Annotated in this window: 13 protein-coding genes; 1 reads left to right on the top strand and 12 read right to left on the bottom strand. The window is 71.7% G+C overall.

Annotated elements, in window-relative coordinates; genetic code table 11:
• Positions 1-177 precede the first annotated feature (177 nt).
• The 12 genes from AB4030_RS14255 to mraZ all read right to left on the bottom strand — a co-directional run bounded on the left by AB4030_RS14255 (position 178) and on the right by mraZ (position 15,018).
• A complete protein-coding gene (locus tag AB4030_RS14255) occupies positions 178-951 on the bottom strand; it encodes a cell division protein FtsQ/DivIB (protein ID WP_442279925.1) in 774 nt (257 codons plus the stop codon).
• Positions 951-2,426 (bottom strand): UDP-N-acetylmuramate--L-alanine ligase, encoded by a 1,476-nt coding sequence (gene murC / locus AB4030_RS14260; protein WP_442279865.1) that lies wholly within the window; start codon positions 2,424-2,426, stop codon positions 951-953. The genes AB4030_RS14255 and murC overlap by 1 nt, the downstream gene beginning before the upstream one ends.
• Positions 2,423-3,535, bottom strand: a complete 1,113-nt coding sequence (murG, locus tag AB4030_RS14265) for an undecaprenyldiphospho-muramoylpentapeptide beta-N-acetylglucosaminyltransferase (protein ID WP_442279866.1) — start codon at positions 3,533-3,535, stop codon at positions 2,423-2,425. Before murG ends, murC begins: the two co-directional genes overlap by 4 nt.
• Positions 3,532-4,821 carry a putative lipid II flippase FtsW gene (ftsW, locus tag AB4030_RS14270; RefSeq protein ID WP_442279867.1) on the bottom strand — a complete coding sequence of 430 codons (1,290 nt, stop codon included), beginning with the start codon at positions 4,819-4,821 and terminating at the stop codon, positions 3,532-3,534. The genes murG and ftsW overlap by 4 nt, the downstream gene beginning before the upstream one ends.
• Entirely contained in the window at positions 4,818-6,326 is a 1,509-nt protein-coding gene (murD, locus tag AB4030_RS14275; RefSeq protein ID WP_442279868.1) for a UDP-N-acetylmuramoyl-L-alanine--D-glutamate ligase, read from the bottom strand. The genes ftsW and murD overlap by 4 nt, the downstream gene beginning before the upstream one ends.
• On the bottom strand, positions 6,305-7,390 hold the full coding sequence (mraY, locus tag AB4030_RS14280; protein WP_442279869.1) for a phospho-N-acetylmuramoyl-pentapeptide-transferase: 1,086 nt from the start codon (positions 7,388-7,390) through the stop codon (positions 6,305-6,307). Before mraY ends, murD begins: the two co-directional genes overlap by 22 nt.
• Complete coding sequence (locus AB4030_RS14285; protein WP_442279870.1) at positions 7,387-8,808, bottom strand: UDP-N-acetylmuramoyl-tripeptide--D-alanyl-D-alanine ligase; 1,422 nt, start codon at positions 8,806-8,808, stop codon at positions 7,387-7,389. Before AB4030_RS14285 ends, mraY begins: the two co-directional genes overlap by 4 nt.
• Positions 8,805-10,424, bottom strand: a complete 1,620-nt coding sequence (locus AB4030_RS14290) for a UDP-N-acetylmuramoyl-L-alanyl-D-glutamate--2,6-diaminopimelate ligase (RefSeq protein WP_442279871.1) — start codon at positions 10,422-10,424, stop codon at positions 8,805-8,807. Before AB4030_RS14290 ends, AB4030_RS14285 begins: the two co-directional genes overlap by 4 nt.
• An 11-nt stretch (positions 10,425-10,435) precedes the next feature.
• Positions 10,436-12,223, bottom strand: a complete 1,788-nt coding sequence (locus AB4030_RS14295; protein ID WP_442279872.1) for a peptidoglycan D,D-transpeptidase FtsI family protein — start codon at positions 12,221-12,223, stop codon at positions 10,436-10,438.
• Between the two features lie 448 nt (positions 12,224-12,671).
• Positions 12,672-13,352, bottom strand: a complete 681-nt coding sequence (locus tag AB4030_RS14300; RefSeq protein ID WP_442279873.1) for a hypothetical protein — start codon at positions 13,350-13,352, stop codon at positions 12,672-12,674.
• Positions 13,349-14,386: a 16S rRNA (cytosine(1402)-N(4))-methyltransferase RsmH gene (gene rsmH, locus AB4030_RS14305; protein WP_442279874.1), complete on the bottom strand. Its 1,038-nt coding sequence runs from the start codon at positions 14,384-14,386 to the stop codon at positions 13,349-13,351. Before rsmH ends, AB4030_RS14300 begins: the two co-directional genes overlap by 4 nt.
• A 200-nt stretch (positions 14,387-14,586) precedes the next feature.
• Complete coding sequence (mraZ, locus tag AB4030_RS14310) at positions 14,587-15,018, bottom strand: division/cell wall cluster transcriptional repressor MraZ (protein WP_442279875.1); 432 nt, start codon at positions 15,016-15,018, stop codon at positions 14,587-14,589.
• Between the two features lie 450 nt (positions 15,019-15,468).
• Between mraZ and AB4030_RS14315 the strand changes: the two genes are divergently transcribed.
• A complete protein-coding gene (locus tag AB4030_RS14315; RefSeq protein WP_442279876.1) occupies positions 15,469-16,491 on the top strand; it encodes an AAA family ATPase in 1,023 nt (340 codons plus the stop codon).
• The last annotated feature ends 1 nt before the right edge of the window (position 16,492 follow it).

The following is a 16,492-nucleotide window of genomic DNA, read 5'->3' on the forward strand; positions in this document are numbered from 1 at the left end:
CACAGGGTCGTTCAACCCACGGGACGGCGTGTCGCCGCGGGGATTCCCCCAATTCCAGGAACGGGGCCCCACGCGTCACACCAGCACCACCGGACACGAGGTCCGGACCGCCGGGGACCACTCTCCCACGCGCCGGCCCGCGCCCGAGAATCCGGGTCCCGGCCCGACTGCGACGGGTCAGCGCGTCACGGGTGACGACGGGACGCTGACATCGATCGTCGACCCAGGCTCCCCCATCAGGATCTTCACGAGCTGCGCCTTGCGCTTGCCGTCGCCGGCGCCGCCCCAGACGACGGTCTTGGGTGCGCCCCCCTTCGCCGTGACGGTGAAGGAGACCTGGTCGGCGGTCGACACGGACACCCCGGAGACGTCGGCCCGCAGCGACGGCTCGAGCGACCCGAGGGCCCCCAGCGCCGCGTCCACACCCGCCTTGGTCACCTGGGCGGCTCCCGAGCTGACGAGCGGCACGTCCGCTGGTGCGCTGCCGACGGTCCGGAAGGTGAAGCCGTCGCGATCCACGACGTCAACCTCACCTCGAGGGTTGCGCACCGCGAGCACCGCGACGCGCGGGGTGACCGTGATGACGACGGTGTCGGGAAGGCTCCGGCTCACCGCGACGCTGCTCCAGGCCCGGTCCGCGAGCAGCCGCGCGGTGACGGCGTCGGTGTCGACCCGCATGAGCGGTCCACCGAGGGGCACCTTGGCCACGGTGCGCACCCGAACCGACGCGGGGGCACCGACCCCGTGGACCTCCACCTTCGAGGCCGTCAGGACACCGCTGAACCATCCGAGCCAGGCGACGAGGCCCCCGAGGAGCAGCACGGCCACGAGGACGCCGGCGACCAGGCGGGGCCGCCGCCGGGCTGCCGCAGCACGGCGCTCGAAGCGCGTGCGTGCGGAGGCGAGTCCGGTGCCAGCGACACGGCGGCGGGACGAGCCGCGCTCGAGCATCACGGCGACCCACCACCGAGGACCCGCAGCACCTCCGGGCCGACCATCGTCACGTCGCCCGCGCCGACCGTCAGCACGAGGTCACCGGGTCGGGCGAGGGCCGCCACCGTCGCGGCGACGGCCGACCACGAGGGCACGTAGTGGACGTCCACCTCTGGCCGGGCGACTGTGACCGCGTCGGCGACGAGCCGGCCGGACACCCCTGGCAGGGGGTCCTCCCGGGCGGCGTAGACGTCCATGACCACCACGACGTCCGCGGGTGCGAGACCCGTCCCCAGCTCGGCGGCGAAGTCACGCGTCCGACTGTAGAGATGCGGCTGGAAGACGACGACGAGGCGCCCGCTGTCCCCGACGAGGTCCTTGGCGGTCTCGACGACCGCAGCGACCTTGCCGGCGTTGTGGGCGTAGTCGTCGACGACGACGACTCCCCCCGCTTCGCCCTTCGGCTCGAACCGTCGTCGCGTGCCGGTGAAGGACGCCAGGCCGGCGATGACGCGGTCGGGATCCTGGCCGAGTCCGTGGACGGCCGCGGCATAGGCGGCCGCGGCGTTGAGCGCGTTGTGGCGACCGGGGACGCCGAGCGTCATCCGGCGCTCGACGCCCGCGTCGCGCAGGGTGGCCGAGGAGGTGACGCCGTCCTGACGGTGGTCATCCAGCACGACGTCGGACGACGGGTCGAAGCCATAGGTGAGCACACGCGTGCCGGCTGCCCGGGCTCGCTGCGCCAGTGCCACGGCGCCGGCGTCGTCCGCGCACGTGACGAGCAGCCCACCCGGGCGGATCGTGGCGACGAACGCGTCGTAGGCAGCCTGCACAACCTTGAAGTTCGAGTAGAAGTCGAGGTGATCTGGCTGGACGTTCGTGACGATCGCGACCTCGGGGCCGTAGACCACGAACGATCCGTCGCTCTCGTCGGCCTCCACGACGAAGATGTCGTCGGCGCCGTCGTGGGCGTTCGTGCCGTGCTTGGCCAGCTCGCCGCCGACCGCGAAGGACGGGTCGAGGCCGCAGCCCTGCAGCGCCACGGTGAGCATCGACGTCGTCGTCGTCTTGCCGTTGGCTCCCGCCACGGCGACCGGCCGCCGGCCCTGCATGAGTGCCGCGAGGCCCTGGGCCCGGTGGAGCACCGGCACTCCCCGCTCGCGGGCGGCGACGAGCTCCACGTTGTCGTCACGGATCGAGCTGCTCATGACGATGGCGTCGGCTCGCTCCTGGTGTGCCTCGTGGAACCCGACCCAGACGCCGGCGCCCTCGCTCTCGAGGGCCTTGAGGACGGGCACGTCCTTGGCGTCGCTACCGGTGACCTGGATGCCGCGGGCCAGCATGATGCGTGCCACGCCCGACATCCCGGCCCCCCCGATGGCGAGGAAGTGCACGCGGCCCAGCTCGGCGGCACTCGGCACGGGCGCCCGGAAGTCGAAGCGCGCCGCGGCGAACGGGTCGTCGACGGTGGGGGTGCGCGGTGTCTCGTTCACAGACTCTTCCTGCCTCGTGCTGCTTCGTCGACCAGGTCGGCCAGGGCCTCGTCGGCGGCCGGCTCACCGAGCGCACGGGCGGCAGCAGCCATGGCGCCGAGACGCGCGGTGTCCGCCGCGAGGGGCAGCAGCTGGGCATCGACCCAGTCAGGCGTGAAGGCCGCGTCGTCGACGAGGAGACCGCCTCCGGCCGCGACGACCTCGGAGGCGTTGAGCCGCTGCTCACCGTTGCCGACGGGGAGCGGGACGTACACGGCAGGAAGACCCACGGCCGTCAGCTCGCAGACCGTGTTGGCGCCCGCGCGGGCGACGACGAGGTCGGACGCGGCATACGCCAGCTCCATGCGGTCGGCGTAGGGGACGACGACGTACGGCGCCCCGCCGGCGGGCGTCTCGACCGGGAACTCCTTGCCGAGGCCGGTCACGTGGAGCACCTGTACCCCGGCCCGGCTCAAGGCCTCGACGCGCGCCCGCAGGGTGTCGTTGAGGCGTTGGGCTCCGAGGGAGCCGCCGGTGACGAGCAGCGTCGGCCGCGAGGGCTCGAGCCCGAAGTGCGCCAGCGCTTCGTCCCGACGAGCGGCCCGGTCCAGGGTGGCAACCTCGTGCCGCAGCGGCATCCCGATGCGCCGGGCTCCTCGCAGCGACGTGCTCGCGAACGTCGTCGCGACCGCGGTGGCCCAGCGGGACCCGAGGCGGTTGGCGAGGCCGGCCGTCGTGTTCTGCTCGTGGATGACGATCGGCACGCGGCGGCGCCGGGCGGCGAGGTAGGCGGGCGTGCTGACGTAGCCACCGAAGCCGACGACCACCTCGGCGCCCGACTCGTCGATGGCGGCGCCGGCGGCGTCGACCGCGGCCTTGAGCCGACCCGGCAGGCGCAGCAGGTCCAGGCTCGGACGCCGCGGAAGGGGCACCTTCGGCACGAACCTCAGGTCATAGCCACGCGCCGGCACCAGGCGCGCCTCCAGCCCCTCCTTCGTGCCGAGCGCCGTCACCCGGAGGTCGGGGTGACGTCGACGCAGGGCGTCGGCGAGGGCCAGCAGTGGGGACACATGACCGGCACTGCCTCCCCCGGCGAGCAGGACGGAGGTGGGCGAGGACAGCGGGATCACCGGCTTCTACGACGTTGCGGGACGGATCGGACGCGGGACGGCAGCACCGCGAGGGAACGACGGACGAGGTTCGGGCGGGCGTCGAGCAGCGCCCTGCAACCGGGTTCGTTGCGCGCGAAGGACAGCAGGATGCCGAGGCCGACCAAGGTCGTGACGAGGGACGATCCTCCGGCCGAGACGAGCGGAAGCGGCACCCCGATGACGGGGAAGAGACCGATGACCGCGCCGATGTTGATGATGGCCTGCCCGAGCAGCCACGTCATGATGCCGGCGCCGGCGACACGGACGAAGCGGTCCTGGGTGCGGCTGACGAGTCGGAAGCAGGCCCACGCGAGGATGCCGAAGAGCACCAGGATCATCAGGGTGCCGGGCAGGCCGAGCTCCTCACCGATGATGGCGAAGATGAAGTCGTTGTGGGCCTCGGAGAGCCAGGCCCACTTCTCCTTGGAGGCGCCGAGCCCGACGCCCCACCAGCCGCCGTCGGCCAGCGCGTAGAGGCCGTGCACCGACTGCCCGCACCACCCGTCGGGGTTGGTGTTGCACGTCGGGTCGAGGAAGTCCGTGATGCGGCTCGTGCGGTTGCTGCTGCCCGTCACGAGCAGGCCGACCCCGACGGCGGCCAGCGCGCCTCCCGCGGCGAAGACACGCATGGGAGCGCCGGCGACCAGCAGGACCGCGGCGATGATGACGATCACGACCATGGCCGTGCCGAGGTCTTTCCCCGCGAGGATCAGGCCGACGACGAAGGCGCTGATCGGCACGAGGAAGGGCAGGGCGACGTGCACGACACTCGTGATGCGCGCCGACTTGTTGGCGAAGACCACTGCCCCGACCAGGATGAGTCCCAGTTTCGCGAACTCCGACGGCTGGAACTGGATCGGCCCGATCGCGAGCCAGTTCTGGTTGCCGTTGACGCTGCGACCGAACGGGATGACGGCCGCGAGCAGCAGGATCGACAGGGCGACCATCGGGAAGGCGAGGCGCTTCCACCACCGCACGTCCAGGCGACTGGCGAAACCGGCCGCGACCGCGCCGACGACGGCGAAGAGGAGCTGGCGGAGGAAGACCGTGTAGGACGCCTCGTCGGCGAGGAGGGCCTCGACGCTGGAGGCCGAGAACACCATGATCAGGCCGAAGACGACGAGCGTCGAGGTGGCCCCGAGGATGAGGTAGTAGGTCGTCAGCGGCGACTCGAGCTTGCCGATGACGGGAAGGGACCGGGACCCAGCCCCGGTGCTCGACGTGCCAGACGTCCCCGCCTTGTCGCCAGCGGTCGTCGTGCTCACTCCAGCCCCCCGTGTGCCTCCAGATGCCGCCGGACCGCCTCCTCGAAGGCGTCTCCGCGTGCTCCGTAGTTCGTGAACATGTCCATGGACGCGGCAGCGGGCGCCAGCAGCACGACGTCGCCCGGCTGGGCGAGACGCGCGGCCTCCCTGACGACTCGGTCCATGACTCCAGTGTCCGTCTCGGACAGGTCCACGACCGGGACATCCGGCGCGTGTCGGGAAAGGGCCTGGGCGATCTGGTCGCGGTCGGCCCCGATGAGGACGACGCCGCGCAGACGCGAGGCCATCTCCTCGACGAGGCTGTCGACGTCGGCGCCCTTGAGCAGGCCTCCAGCGACCCACACGACCGAGTCGAACGAGCGGATCGCCGCTGCGGCTGCGTGCGGGTTGGTGGCCTTGGAGTCGTTGACGAACCGGACCCCCTTGACCGTCGCGATCTCGGCGATGCGGTGCCGGTCCGGACGGAAGGCGCGCAGGCCGTCCCGGACCGCGAGGGGCCCGACGCCGTACGCGCGGGCCAGGGCCGCGGCCGCGAGCGCGTTGGCGACGTAGTGCGGCGCCACTGACGGCGCGTCGCCCCGCAGGTCGGCCAGGGTGCACAGCTCGGCAGCCGAGCGCTGGCGCTGCTCGATGAACGCGCGGTCGGCGAGCACGTCCTCGACGACGCCGACCATCGACGGCGCCGGGATGCCGGTCGTGAATCCGATGGCCCGGCAGCCCTCGACGACGTTGGCCTCCATGACGAGCTGCTCGGTCTGGATGTCGTCGACGTTGTAGACGCAGGCCAGGTGGGTGTTCTCGTAGATCTTGCCCTTGGCCCTGAGGTACTCGGCGTAGCTGCCGTGCCAGTCGAGGTGGTCGGGCGCGACGTTGAGGACGGCGGAGGCGACGGCCGAGATCGACCGCTGCCAGTGCAGCTGGAAGCTCGAGAGCTCGACGGCGAGGACGTCGTACGGCTCGGGGTGGAGCACCGCCTCGAGGAGCGGGGTGCCGACGTTGCCCGCCGAGGTGGCGCGCAGCCCGGCGTGGCGCAGGATCGAGGCGAGCATGTTGACGGTCGTCGTCTTGCCGTTCGTGCCGGTGACGGTGAGCCACGGGGCGGCACCCTCGCGGGCCCGCATGCGCCAGGCGAGCTCGACCTCTCCCCACACGGGTATGCCGGCCGTCGCCGCTGCGAGCATGAGCGGGTCGTGCGGCGGGACCCCGGGAGAGGTGACGACGAGCTCGGTCCCCGCCGGGGGTTCGACCACGTGCTCCGGACCGAGACGGACGTCGACGTCGAGGATCTCGAGGATCGTCGCGCGCTCGCGGATCGCCTCGGTCTCGTCGCGGGAGACCGCGACGACGTGCGCGCCGCGGTCGGCCAGTGCGTCGGCGGCCGCGAAGCCAGACACGCCGAGGCCGACGACGAGGACGTGGATGCCCGACCAGTCCGCGTCGCGGTGGGTCAGCCCCTCGCGGGGTTCGTAGAGCGGGTCGAAGCTCACTGGGACCCCACCACCCATTCCGCGTAGAAGACACCGAGGCCGAAGGCGGCGAAGAGTCCGGCGATGATCCAGAAGCGGACCACGACCGTCACCTCGTTCCACCCGACCATCTCGAAGTGGTGGTGGAGCGGCGCCATCCTCAGCACCCGTCTGCCCGTGGTCTTGAACGAGGCGACCTGCGCGACGACAGACAGCGTCTCGAGGACGAACATCCCGCCGAGGATGATGAGGAGGAGCTCGGTGTGGGTGGTGATCGCGAGACCCGCCAAGGCGCCACCGAGCGCGAGCGAGCCGGTGTCGCCCATGAAGATCTTGGCCGGCGTGGCGTTCCACCAGAGGAACCCGAAGCAGGCACCCATCCCGGCCGCCGCGACGAGAGCGAGGTCGTGCGAGTCGCGCACCTCGTAGCACTTGATCCCCGGGTTGGTCTGGCAGTTCTGGTTGTACGTCCAGATGCTGATGAGGACGTACGCGCCGAAGACCATCGTGGAGACACCGGTCGCGAGCCCGTCGAGACCGTCGGTGAGGTTCACCCCGTTCGACGCGCCGGCGATCATGACGTTGGCGAAGATGACGAAGAGGATCACGCCGACGACGGTGCTGCCCCCGAGGGCGAGGCTGATGTTCGTGTCGCGCACGAACGACACGAGCAGGGACGCGGGCGTGCGGTACTGCTCGTTGGGGAACTGCAGGGCCAGCCCGGCGAAGATGATGCCGACGAGGGCCTGACCGACGAGCTTCTGCTTCGACCGGAGCCCGAGGCTGCGCTGCTTGCTGATCTTGATGAAGTCGTCGAGGAAGCCGACGAAGCCCAGGCCGGCGGCGAGGAAGAGCACGAGGAGCCCGCTCGCCGTCGGGGGGTTGAGCGTGAAGAGGTGCGAGAAGAAGTAGGCACCCAGCATGGCCGCGAGGATGATGGCGCCGCCCATCGTGGGCGTGCCTCGCTTCGTGTGGTGCGAGGTGGGTCCGTCGTCGCGGATGAACTGGCCGTAGCCGCGCTTGACGAGGAACTTGATGAACAGCGGGGTGCCGAACAAGGAGATGAGCAGCGAGAACGACGCTGCCAGCAGGACGCCCTTCACCGAGCGGCCGCCTCTCCGGTGGTGGCGGCGGCCGGTGTCGAAGCAAGATCGCCGCCCTCGGACGCGAGCCGGTCGCCGAGCCAGCGCAGCCCGCTGTCCCGGCTCGACTTGAGCAGGACGACGTCGCCCGCGCGCAGTCGCGGCGCGAGCAGGTCGTGGGCCGCGTCGGTGTCGGGCACCCACTGCGAACCGGGGAACGCGTCGGCGAGCGGCCGGGCACCCTCGCCGACGGCCACGACGTGGTCGAAGGCGAGCGACGCGGCATACGACCCGACGGCCGCGTGCTCGGCGTCGCCGTCGGGGCCGAGCTCGAGCATGGAGCCGAGCACCGCCCAGCGCTCCCCCGTCACGCGCATCGCGGCGACGGCGTCGAGCGCTGCACGCATGGACTCGGGGTTCGCGTTGTAGGCGTCGTTGACGACGACCACCCCGTCGGGGCGGTCGGTGATCTCCATGCGCCAGCGGCTCACCGCCACGGCTGCCCCCAGACCCGCGACCACCTGGTCGAGCGACAGGCCCAGCTCGAGGGAGGCGGCAGCGACGGCAAGCGAGTTGCCGACGTGGTGGGCGCCGCTCTGCTGCAGCGAGACTCGCGCCGTCCCTTGCGGGCACACGAGGGTGTATGCGGCCCTGCCGCGCTCATCGAGGGAGACGTCCACGGCGCGCACGTCCGCCTCGGGCGCGAGCCCGAAGAGCTGCACCCTGGAGGCGAGGCCCGAGGCCATGGCGGCGACGACGGGGTCGTCGGCGTTGAGGATGGACAGGCCCTCGGCCGGGACGGCGCGGGGCAGCTCTGACTTGGCGCGGGCGATGTTCTCGCGAGAGCCGAACTCACCGACATGGGCACTGCCGACGTTGAGCACGATGGCGACCTGGGGAGGCGCGATCCGGGTCAGGTAGTCGATGTGGCCGATGCCGCGGGCGCCCATCTCGGCGACGAGGAAGCGGGTCGTCGGGGTGACGCGGCAGACGGTGAGCGGCACACCGATCTCGCCGTTGAGCGAGTTGACGGGCGCCACGGTCTCGGCGACCGACGACAGCACCGACGCGAGGAGGTCCTTGACGCTCGTCTTGCCCGACGACCCGGTGACGCCCACGATGCGAAGCTCGGGCGAGCGGTCGACGACGGCTCGCGCGACGCGGCCGAAGGCGGTCTGGACGTCGTCGACGAGCACGCACGGGACCCCTTCGACGGGACGCGACGCGAGCGCCGCCACGGCGCCGGCGGAGACCGCCGACGCGACGAAGTCGTGGCCGTCGGCGGTCTCGCCGACCCGCGCGACGTAGAGGCTGCCCGGGCCGCAGTCCCGCGAGTCGGTCGTGACCGGGCCGTCGATGACCACGGTCTCGGGCACCTCGGTGCCGTGGACCACCCCACCTGTGAGATCTCGGATCTCGCTGAGAGACAAGGCGATCACGGCGTCACCCCCGACGAGCTGACGGCTGCGAGGGCGGCGCGCACGGCGTCGCGGTCGTCGAACGGGTGCTTCACTCCGTGGATCTCCTGACCCTTCTCGTGTCCCTTGCCGAGCACCACGACGGTGTCGACAGGGCGGTCCTCCCCCGTGCCGACCACCGCGAGCGCGATGGCCTCGGCGATGGCGCTCGAACGCGGCCCACCGTCGATGATCTCGGTCACCGGCGGCGCGTCGTCGCGGACCGCCTCTCGTGCCCCTGCGATGACCGCCGACCGGATCTCGGCCGGGTCCTCGGAGCGGGGGTTGTCATCCGTGACCACCACGACGTCGGCCTGGCGCGCTGCGGCGGCGCCCATCGCGGGACGCTTGCCGCGGTCCCTGTCGCCCCCGGCGCCGAGGACGGCGATGAGCCGGCCTGCGGTCGAGCCGCGGAGGGCTGCGAGGGCAGCGTCGACGGCGTCGGGCGTGTGGGCGAAGTCGACGACGCACCGCGGTCCCTCGGGACCGCCGGGTGCGACGACCTCCATCCGGCCCGGCACGTCAGGGGCCACGGACATCGCGGCCTCGATCTCGGACGGCGCGAGCCCGATGTGCAGCAGCGCCAGGGCGGCGATCGCGGTGTTGGCGACGTTGAAGTGGCCAGGCAGGTGTGAGACGAGTCGCAGCGTCCGACCGGTCGCGCGCTCGAGGAGCGTGAACGCACCGGCGCCGCCGGCGTCGCCCTGGGCGGCCGCCGCGGCGACCCAGTCCGCGCCGTCTGCGCCGTCTGCGCCGGCGGTCGTCGTGGCGAGCGTGGTCGTCGGCACGGTGGCCTCGGCTGCGAGACGGCGACCCCAGGCGTCGTCGACGCACACGACCGCCGTGCGGGAGCGCTGCGGCGTGAAGAGGGACGCCTTGGCGCCGAAGTAGTCCTCCATCGAGGCGTGGAAGTCGAGGTGGTCCTGGGAGAGGTTGGTGAAGAGGGCCACGTCGTAGACGACGCCGTCGACGCGGTGCAGGGCGAGGGCATGACTCGACACCTCCATGACGCACGCGTCGAGGCCCCGGTCGTGCATGAGGCCGAGCAGCGCGTGCAGGTCGGTCGCCTCCGGGGTCGTGCGCACCGACTCGATGCGCTCGTCGCCGATCCGCGTCTCGACGGTGCCGATCAGCCCGGTCCGCTGCCCGTGGGCGCGCAGCGCTGACTCGACGAGGTAGGCGGTCGTCGTCTTCCCGTTGGTGCCGGTGATGCCGATCATCGTCAGGCCCTCGGACGGGTGCCCGTAGACCTCGGCCGCGACCGCTCCGAGGACACCGCGGGGGTCGTCGGCGACGAGGACCGGGACGTCCGCTGCCCGCTCCGCCAGCTCCGCCAGGCCGGTGTCGTCGGTGAGGACCGCAACGGCGCCGGCAGCGACGGCGTCCGCGACGAAGCGGGCTCCGTGCACGTTGAAACCGGGCAGGGCGGCGTACACGTCGCCGGGGACCACGGCGCGGCTGTCGAGCGTCACGCCGGTGACCAACAGCTCGCCGGCGTCAGGCCCTGACGTGCGCAGGGGCGAGCCGGTCCCGATCCGGGCCGTCAGGTCGCGCAGGAGCACGCCGGACGCGGCGGGTCGAAGGGGGGTAGGTGACACGTCATCCCAACTTACAGGCCATCCCGCTTCGCCCGTGCATCGCTGATGACCGTCGGGTCGTCCGACGACAGGGGCTTGTCGGCCCACACGTGGTAGTTCAGGGGCGACTTCGGGCTGGGCGGAGCGGCGGTGCGCTCGAGCAGGTAGGACATGACCTGGTTGAAGACGGGTCCGGCCAGGGCGCCGCCGAACATGCCGGCGCTCGGCTTCTGGATGAAGACGGCGACGACGTACTTCGGGGCTTCGGCCGGCGCGAAACCGATGAAGGATGCCGTGAAGCCGTTGTAGCGCTTGAGCTTGTCGTCGTAGCGGTCGGCAGTTCCGGTCTTGCCGGCGACGCGGTAGCCCTTGATGCGGGCCGCGCTGGCGGTGCCGTCCTTGCCGGTGACCTCTTCCATCATGCGCGACACCTTCGTCGCGGTGTCCTCGCTCACGACCCGGAGCGGCGTCGTGGGCGTCGACGGGATCAGCGTCCCGCTGTCGTTGACGGTGCCCTCGACGAGGGACGGCGGCACGCGTACGCCCTTGTTGGCGATGGTCTGGAAGACGCCCGCCTGCTGGATGGCCGTGACGGAGTAGCCCTGCCCGAAGAGGATCGTGTAGCGGCGCGTGGACACCCAGTCCTTCGCACCGGCCAGCAGGCCGGCCGACTCGCCGGGGAAGCCGACGGGCGTCTTCGAGCCGATGCCGAACTTGCGGTAGTAGCCCTCCATGACGGCGGGCGGGACCCGCTCACCGATCATGATGGTGCCCATGTTGGACGACTTGGCGAGCACCCCCGTGGCCGTCATGTTCTCGACGCCGTGCGGCTCGTTGTCCTTGAACGACGTTCCGGCGCGAGGCAGCCGAGGGGGCACGATGACACCGGTGTCGGGGGTGATGACCTTCTGCTCGAGGGCGGCCGACATCGTCATGAGCTTGCCGGTCGAGCCGGGCTCGAAGGCGTCGTTGAAGGCGTAGTTGCCCAGGGCTGCCTGCTTGGCTGCGGCGAGGTCGTTGGGGTCGAACGTCGGGTAGCTGGCGGCCGCCCGGATCTTCCCGGTGGCCACCTCCATGACGACGGCCGTGCCCGACTCCGCGCCGACCGCGGTGACCTGCTTGGCGAGGGCGTTCTGGGCGTACCACTGCAGGTCGGCGTCGATGGTCAGCTTGACGTCCCGGCCGTTGGCGACCGGGGTGTCGACGCGCTGGGAGCCCGGGATGATGTAGCCGTCGCGGGCCCGCTCGGCGACGCTGACCCCGGGAGTGCCACTCAGCTCCTTGTCGAGCATCTGCTCGATGCCGCCCGCGCCGCTCTGGTCACCCGGCCGGACGAAGCCGACGAGCTGGCCCAGGGCCATCGACGTGGGGTAGATCCGCTGGGCGGTGCGCTCGCCGCTGATGCCGGGAATGCCGAGGGCCCGGATCTCGCGGTAGATCGCCGGGTTGACCTCCTTCTTGATCACGACGTAGCGGGTGCCCGAGCGGGTGAAGAGCGCGGTCAGGTCCGCCGGCGACATCTGGAGCAGGGGTGCGAGGTCGGCCGCGGCACGGGTGACGCCGACCTTGGTGTGCACGCCGTCGACCTTCACGGCGTACTCGGGGATGACCGTCGGGTCGGCCGCGATGGTGAAGCGCTCGACCGAGTCGGCCAGGACCTGGCCGTTCGTGTCGAGGATCTGTCCGCGCATGGCCGGCGTGACGGTCCTCACGGACCGCTTGAAGAGCGCGGCCTGCTGCGTCGCCGACGCGTCGAAGGCCTGGATGCGCAGCAGCTGCCCGGCGAAGATGGTGAAGACGAAGAGGATGGCGACGAACATGACCCGCGCGCGACGGCGCGGGTTGGCTCGCGAGAGCGTGAGCGGACGCCCGGGTCCCCGAGGTCCCCGCGGTCCTCGAGGTCCGACCGGACCCCGACGAGCGGCGGCCTGCTTCGGCGCCGGTCCCCGCCCCCGCGACGGCGCCGCATTGGTCCGTGCCGAGCCGGTGCGCGTGTTGGTGCGTGCGCCGGCGCTGCCACCGGTTCGCTCACGCCCACCGCTGCCAGCTGGAGCGGGGCCCCGTCGGGTGGCGCTCGCGCGCGCCGTGGAGTCGGGCTTGGGGCTCGCCGCACGCGCAGGAGCGCCCTGCCGGGCCGGACCTGCCCGGCCGGCGCGAGCTTGTCCTCCTCGGGCCGTGCCCGCGGAGGACTCGCGGCGGGTCTCTCGTGCGGGCGCAGGTCCCCGACCGGTCCGTTGTGGATCGGTCCCTCGGGTCTGCGTCACGAAGTCACCTCACCGTCGTCTGCTGGGCCTGCCCGCCAGGGTTCGACGCGGCGCCGCCCGTGGCCTGCCCCGTCGACGCGCCGGGCGTCGTACCCAGTGTGGGTGCTGCGGGGGTCGCGACGCCGGTACCGGACTCCGTCGGCGTGGCGGCCTGTGCGGGCGCGGCCTGTGCGGGCGCGGATGACGTGGACGACGCGGCCGCCCCCACCTGGGCGGCCGAGGAGAGCACCTTCTTGACCGTGGCCGTGACCGCGGGCGGCGTCGGGCTCGTGACGATCGGGAAGGCGTTGTTCTGCGTCGCCGGCTCGGGCGCACCCGAGACGGTGCCCTTGGACAGGTCGATGTAGCCCCGCGTGTTCATCCGCACCATCCCGATCTCGGCCGCACTGCGGGCGAGCGAGCCGGTCGCCGAGGCCCGGTCGATCTCCTCCTGGAGGTTGCCGGCGGTGTCGCTGAGGCGCGCCGACTCGCGCTGCAGGTCTCCGAGCGCGAGGGAGCCCTGCGCCAGGGCGGTGTTGAGCAGCAGCAGGGCGATGAGGCCCGCGATGAGCAGCCCGATGCACGTCGTGGCGAAGGTGCCCGTGCCGGTGCGGGTGATGCTGCTCGGGATGACCCGTAGTGGTGTCGGGGCGGGCCCGCGCCGCGGCGCGCGGAGCGGCCGGGCCGTGGCGGTCATCTGGCTCATCGGGGGGTTCCCTTCCTGGTCCTGCTGTCGGTGGTGCTGTCCGTGCTGCTGGCGCTGCTGGTGCTGCTGTGGGTGTCGCGAACGCGCTCGGCCACGCGGAGGCGGGCCGAAGCTGCCCGCGGGTTGGCCGTGACCTCCGCGTCGTCCGGCATCTCGGCGCCCCGGGTGACGAGGGAGAGGTATGCCGCGTGCTCGGGCAGCTCGACGGGAAGTCCGGGCGGGGTGCTCGACGTCGCCCCCGCGGCGAACGCGCGTTTCGTGGCGCGGTCCTCGAGGGAGTGGTACGACAGGACCGCGATCCGTCCACCGACGGCGAGGACGTCGATCGCCTCGTCGATGGCGCGGCGCCAGACCTCGAGCTCGTCGTTGACCTCGATGCGCAGGGCCTGGAAGGTCCGCTTGGCCGGGTGGCCGCTCTGGCGCTGCGAGGCGGCCGGGATGACACGGCGCAGCATCTCGACGAGCCGGCCGGACGAGGTGTAGGGCTCGACGGCTCGGTCGTGCACGACGGCCTTGGCGATCTTCCGGGCGAAGCGCTCCTCGCCGTAGTCGCGCAGGATCCGCGTCAGGTCGTCCACGGAGTAGGTGTTGAGGACGTCCGCCGCCGTCTGGCCCGTCGACTGGTCCATCCGCATGTCGAGCGGAGCGTCGACGCGGTAGGCGAAGCCGCGGTCCGCCTCGTCGAGCTGGAGGGAGCTGACCCCCAGGTCGAAGAGGATGCCGTCCACGGCCGGCAGGTGGAGGTCGGCGACGACGTCCTTGATCTCGTCGTACACCGCGTGGACGGGACGGAAACGGTCGCCGAACCGCGCCAGGCGCTCCCCCGCCAGCGCCAGGGCCTCGCGGTCGCGGTCGATGCCGACGACGGTGCTCTCCGGGAACCGCTCCAGCACGCCCTCGGCATGACCACCCATCCCCAAGGTGGCGTCGACGTGGACTGCCCCGGGCTGCTCGAGGGCAGGAGCGAGCAGGTCGAGGATCCGGTCGCGCATCACGGGGACGTGTCGTCCCTGCGCCGGTCCTCGGTCGGTCATGCTGCGTCCTTCGTGCTCGGGTGGTGCTGGGGTGGGGCCGGGCCGGTGGTGGTGCTGCGTCACCTGGGGGCTGGTCCCCATCCGCTACGTCGCCCGGGACGGGGGAAGTCGTCCCGGGAGCGAAGCGGCTGGAGGCCGGCGCTCAGGTGGTGCTGGTCGGTGCTGGAGGTGCTGGGTCGTGCTGGGTGGTGCTGGGTGGGTCAGAACAGGCCGGGAATGACCTCCTCGGCCGTGTCGGCGAAGCTCTGCTCGGTCTGCTCGAGGTAGGTGTTCCAGACCGCGCTGTCCCAGACCTCGAGGCGCGAGCCGGCACCGATGACCGTGACCTCGCGGTCGAGGCCGGCGTACTGGCGCAGGTTGGCAGGGATGGTGAAGCGGCCCTGCTTGTCGGGGATCTCGTCCGAGGCGCCGGAGAGGAAGACGCGCATGTAGTCACGGGCGACCTTGCTCGTCGTGGGGGCCTGACGCATCTGGTCGGCGACCCGGACGAACTCGTCCATGGGGTAGATGAACAGGCTGCGCTCCTGGCCGCGGGTGACGACCAGGCCGCCGGCCATCCGCTCGCGGTACTTCGCAGGCAGGAACAGCCGACCCTTCTCGTCGAGCCGGGGTGTGTGCGTCCCGAGAAACATGGTCCGCCACCTCCCCTTTGTCGACCCTCGGGCGCACCCATTCACTACCTTGATGCACCACGATACTCCACTCTGCTCCACCGTCAATCATGTTTGGGCTATTTGTCGCCGGCGAGTCTCGCGTTTGCGCAGGTCAGCGACGGTGGAGGGAAGTGGAGGGCATCGACCCGGCGAGACGGCATACGCAAGCCCGGCTGGGCCGGGGGAACCGCCCCCAACCGTCGTGAACCGCCCCGAACGAACCGAACGACTCCCCCGGACGTCGCAGGTGGAGGAAAGTGGTGCTGAGGCCGCAGGGTCCAGGACCCTGGCTCGCGACGGGTCTCCATCCGGTCACGAGTGAGGCGCCCCTACCGTGAAGAGGGTCCATGGGAGAAGATCACGGAACGGGTGGCTCATCCCGCGACGTGCGGGCGGGCCACGACATGGGGACGACAGACGGAGGACAGTGTGACCACGACGGACACGGGGATCGAGACCACGGCATCCGCCGGCTCACCCGCGGGCGCCAGCGGTGACGGCGCCGACCTCGGCCTCATCCACGAGGTCGCCGAGCGCCTCATGGGGGCGATGACCAGCGTCATCGAGGGCAAGGCAGACGTCGTCCGCACCACCGTGACCGTCCTCTTCGCCGGAGGGCACCTGCTCATCGAGGACGTCCCCGGCGTCGGCAAGACGATGCTCGCCAAGACGCTGGCGCGCTCCATCGACGCCACCGTGCGGCGGATCCAGTTCACTCCGGACCTGCTGCCGAGCGACGTGACCGGCGTCAGCATCTTCAACCAGGACGCCCGCCGCTTCGAGTTCCGGCCGGGCGCCATCTTCGCCAACGTCGTCGTGGGCGACGAGATCAACCGCGCGTCGCCCAAGACGCAGTCGGCGCTGCTCGAGTCCATGGAGGAGCGCCAGGTCACCGTCGACGGGACGACCTACACGCTGCAGGCCCCGTTCATCGTCATGGCCACCCAGAACCCCATCGAGATGGAGGGCACCTACCCTCTGCCCGAGGCCCAGCGGGACCGGTTCATGGCCCGCATCTCGATGGGATACCCCGCGCCGCGTGCGGAGCTCGACCTGCTCGCGACCCATGGCTCGAGCTCGCCGCTCGACGCCCTGACCCCCGTCACCGATGCCGCGACCATCAACCGGGTCGTGCAGTCGGTCAGCCGAGTCCACGCCAGCCCGGCGGTGGGCCAGTACATCGTCGACCTCGTGACGCGGTCGCGGGCGACCCCGGCGCTGCGTCTCGGAGCCTCTCCCCGGGCGGCCCTCCACCTGCTCCGGGCGTCGAGAGCCTACGCCGCGCTCGAGGGTCGCGACCACGTGATCCCGGACGACGTGCAGATGCTGGCCGGGCCCGTCCTCGCGCACCGTCTCATGCCGTCGAGCGAGACCCAGCTCGCCCGGCGCACCACCGCTGAGGTGGTCACCGACCTGCTGCACCAGGTGCCGGTGCCGCCCGCAGCCCGCTGAG

It is taken from the genome of Terrabacter sp. 2YAF2 (genome assembly GCF_052114705.1).
Classification (GTDB): Bacteria; Actinomycetota; Actinomycetes; order Actinomycetales; family Dermatophilaceae; genus Terrabacter.

Excerpts from the sequence above, each read along its gene's own strand:
- AB4030_RS14255 (WP_442279925.1), bottom strand. The coding sequence starts at position 951 with ATGCTCGAGCGCGGCTCGTCCCGCCGCCGTGTCGCTGGCACCGGACTC.
- murD (WP_442279868.1), bottom strand. The coding sequence starts at position 6,326 with ATGGGTGGTGGGGTCCCAGTGAGCTTCGACCCGCTCTACGAACCCCGC.
- AB4030_RS14295 (WP_442279872.1), bottom strand. The coding sequence starts at position 12,223 with ATGTTCGTCGCCATCCTCTTCGTCTTCACCATCTTCGCCGGGCAGCTG.
- AB4030_RS14300 (WP_442279873.1), bottom strand. The coding sequence starts at position 13,352 with ATGAGCCAGATGACCGCCACGGCCCGGCCGCTCCGCGCGCCGCGGCGC.
- rsmH (WP_442279874.1), bottom strand. The coding sequence starts at position 14,386 with ATGACCGACCGAGGACCGGCGCAGGGACGACACGTCCCCGTGATGCGC.
- mraZ (WP_442279875.1), bottom strand. The coding sequence starts at position 15,018 with ATGTTTCTCGGGACGCACACACCCCGGCTCGACGAGAAGGGTCGGCTG.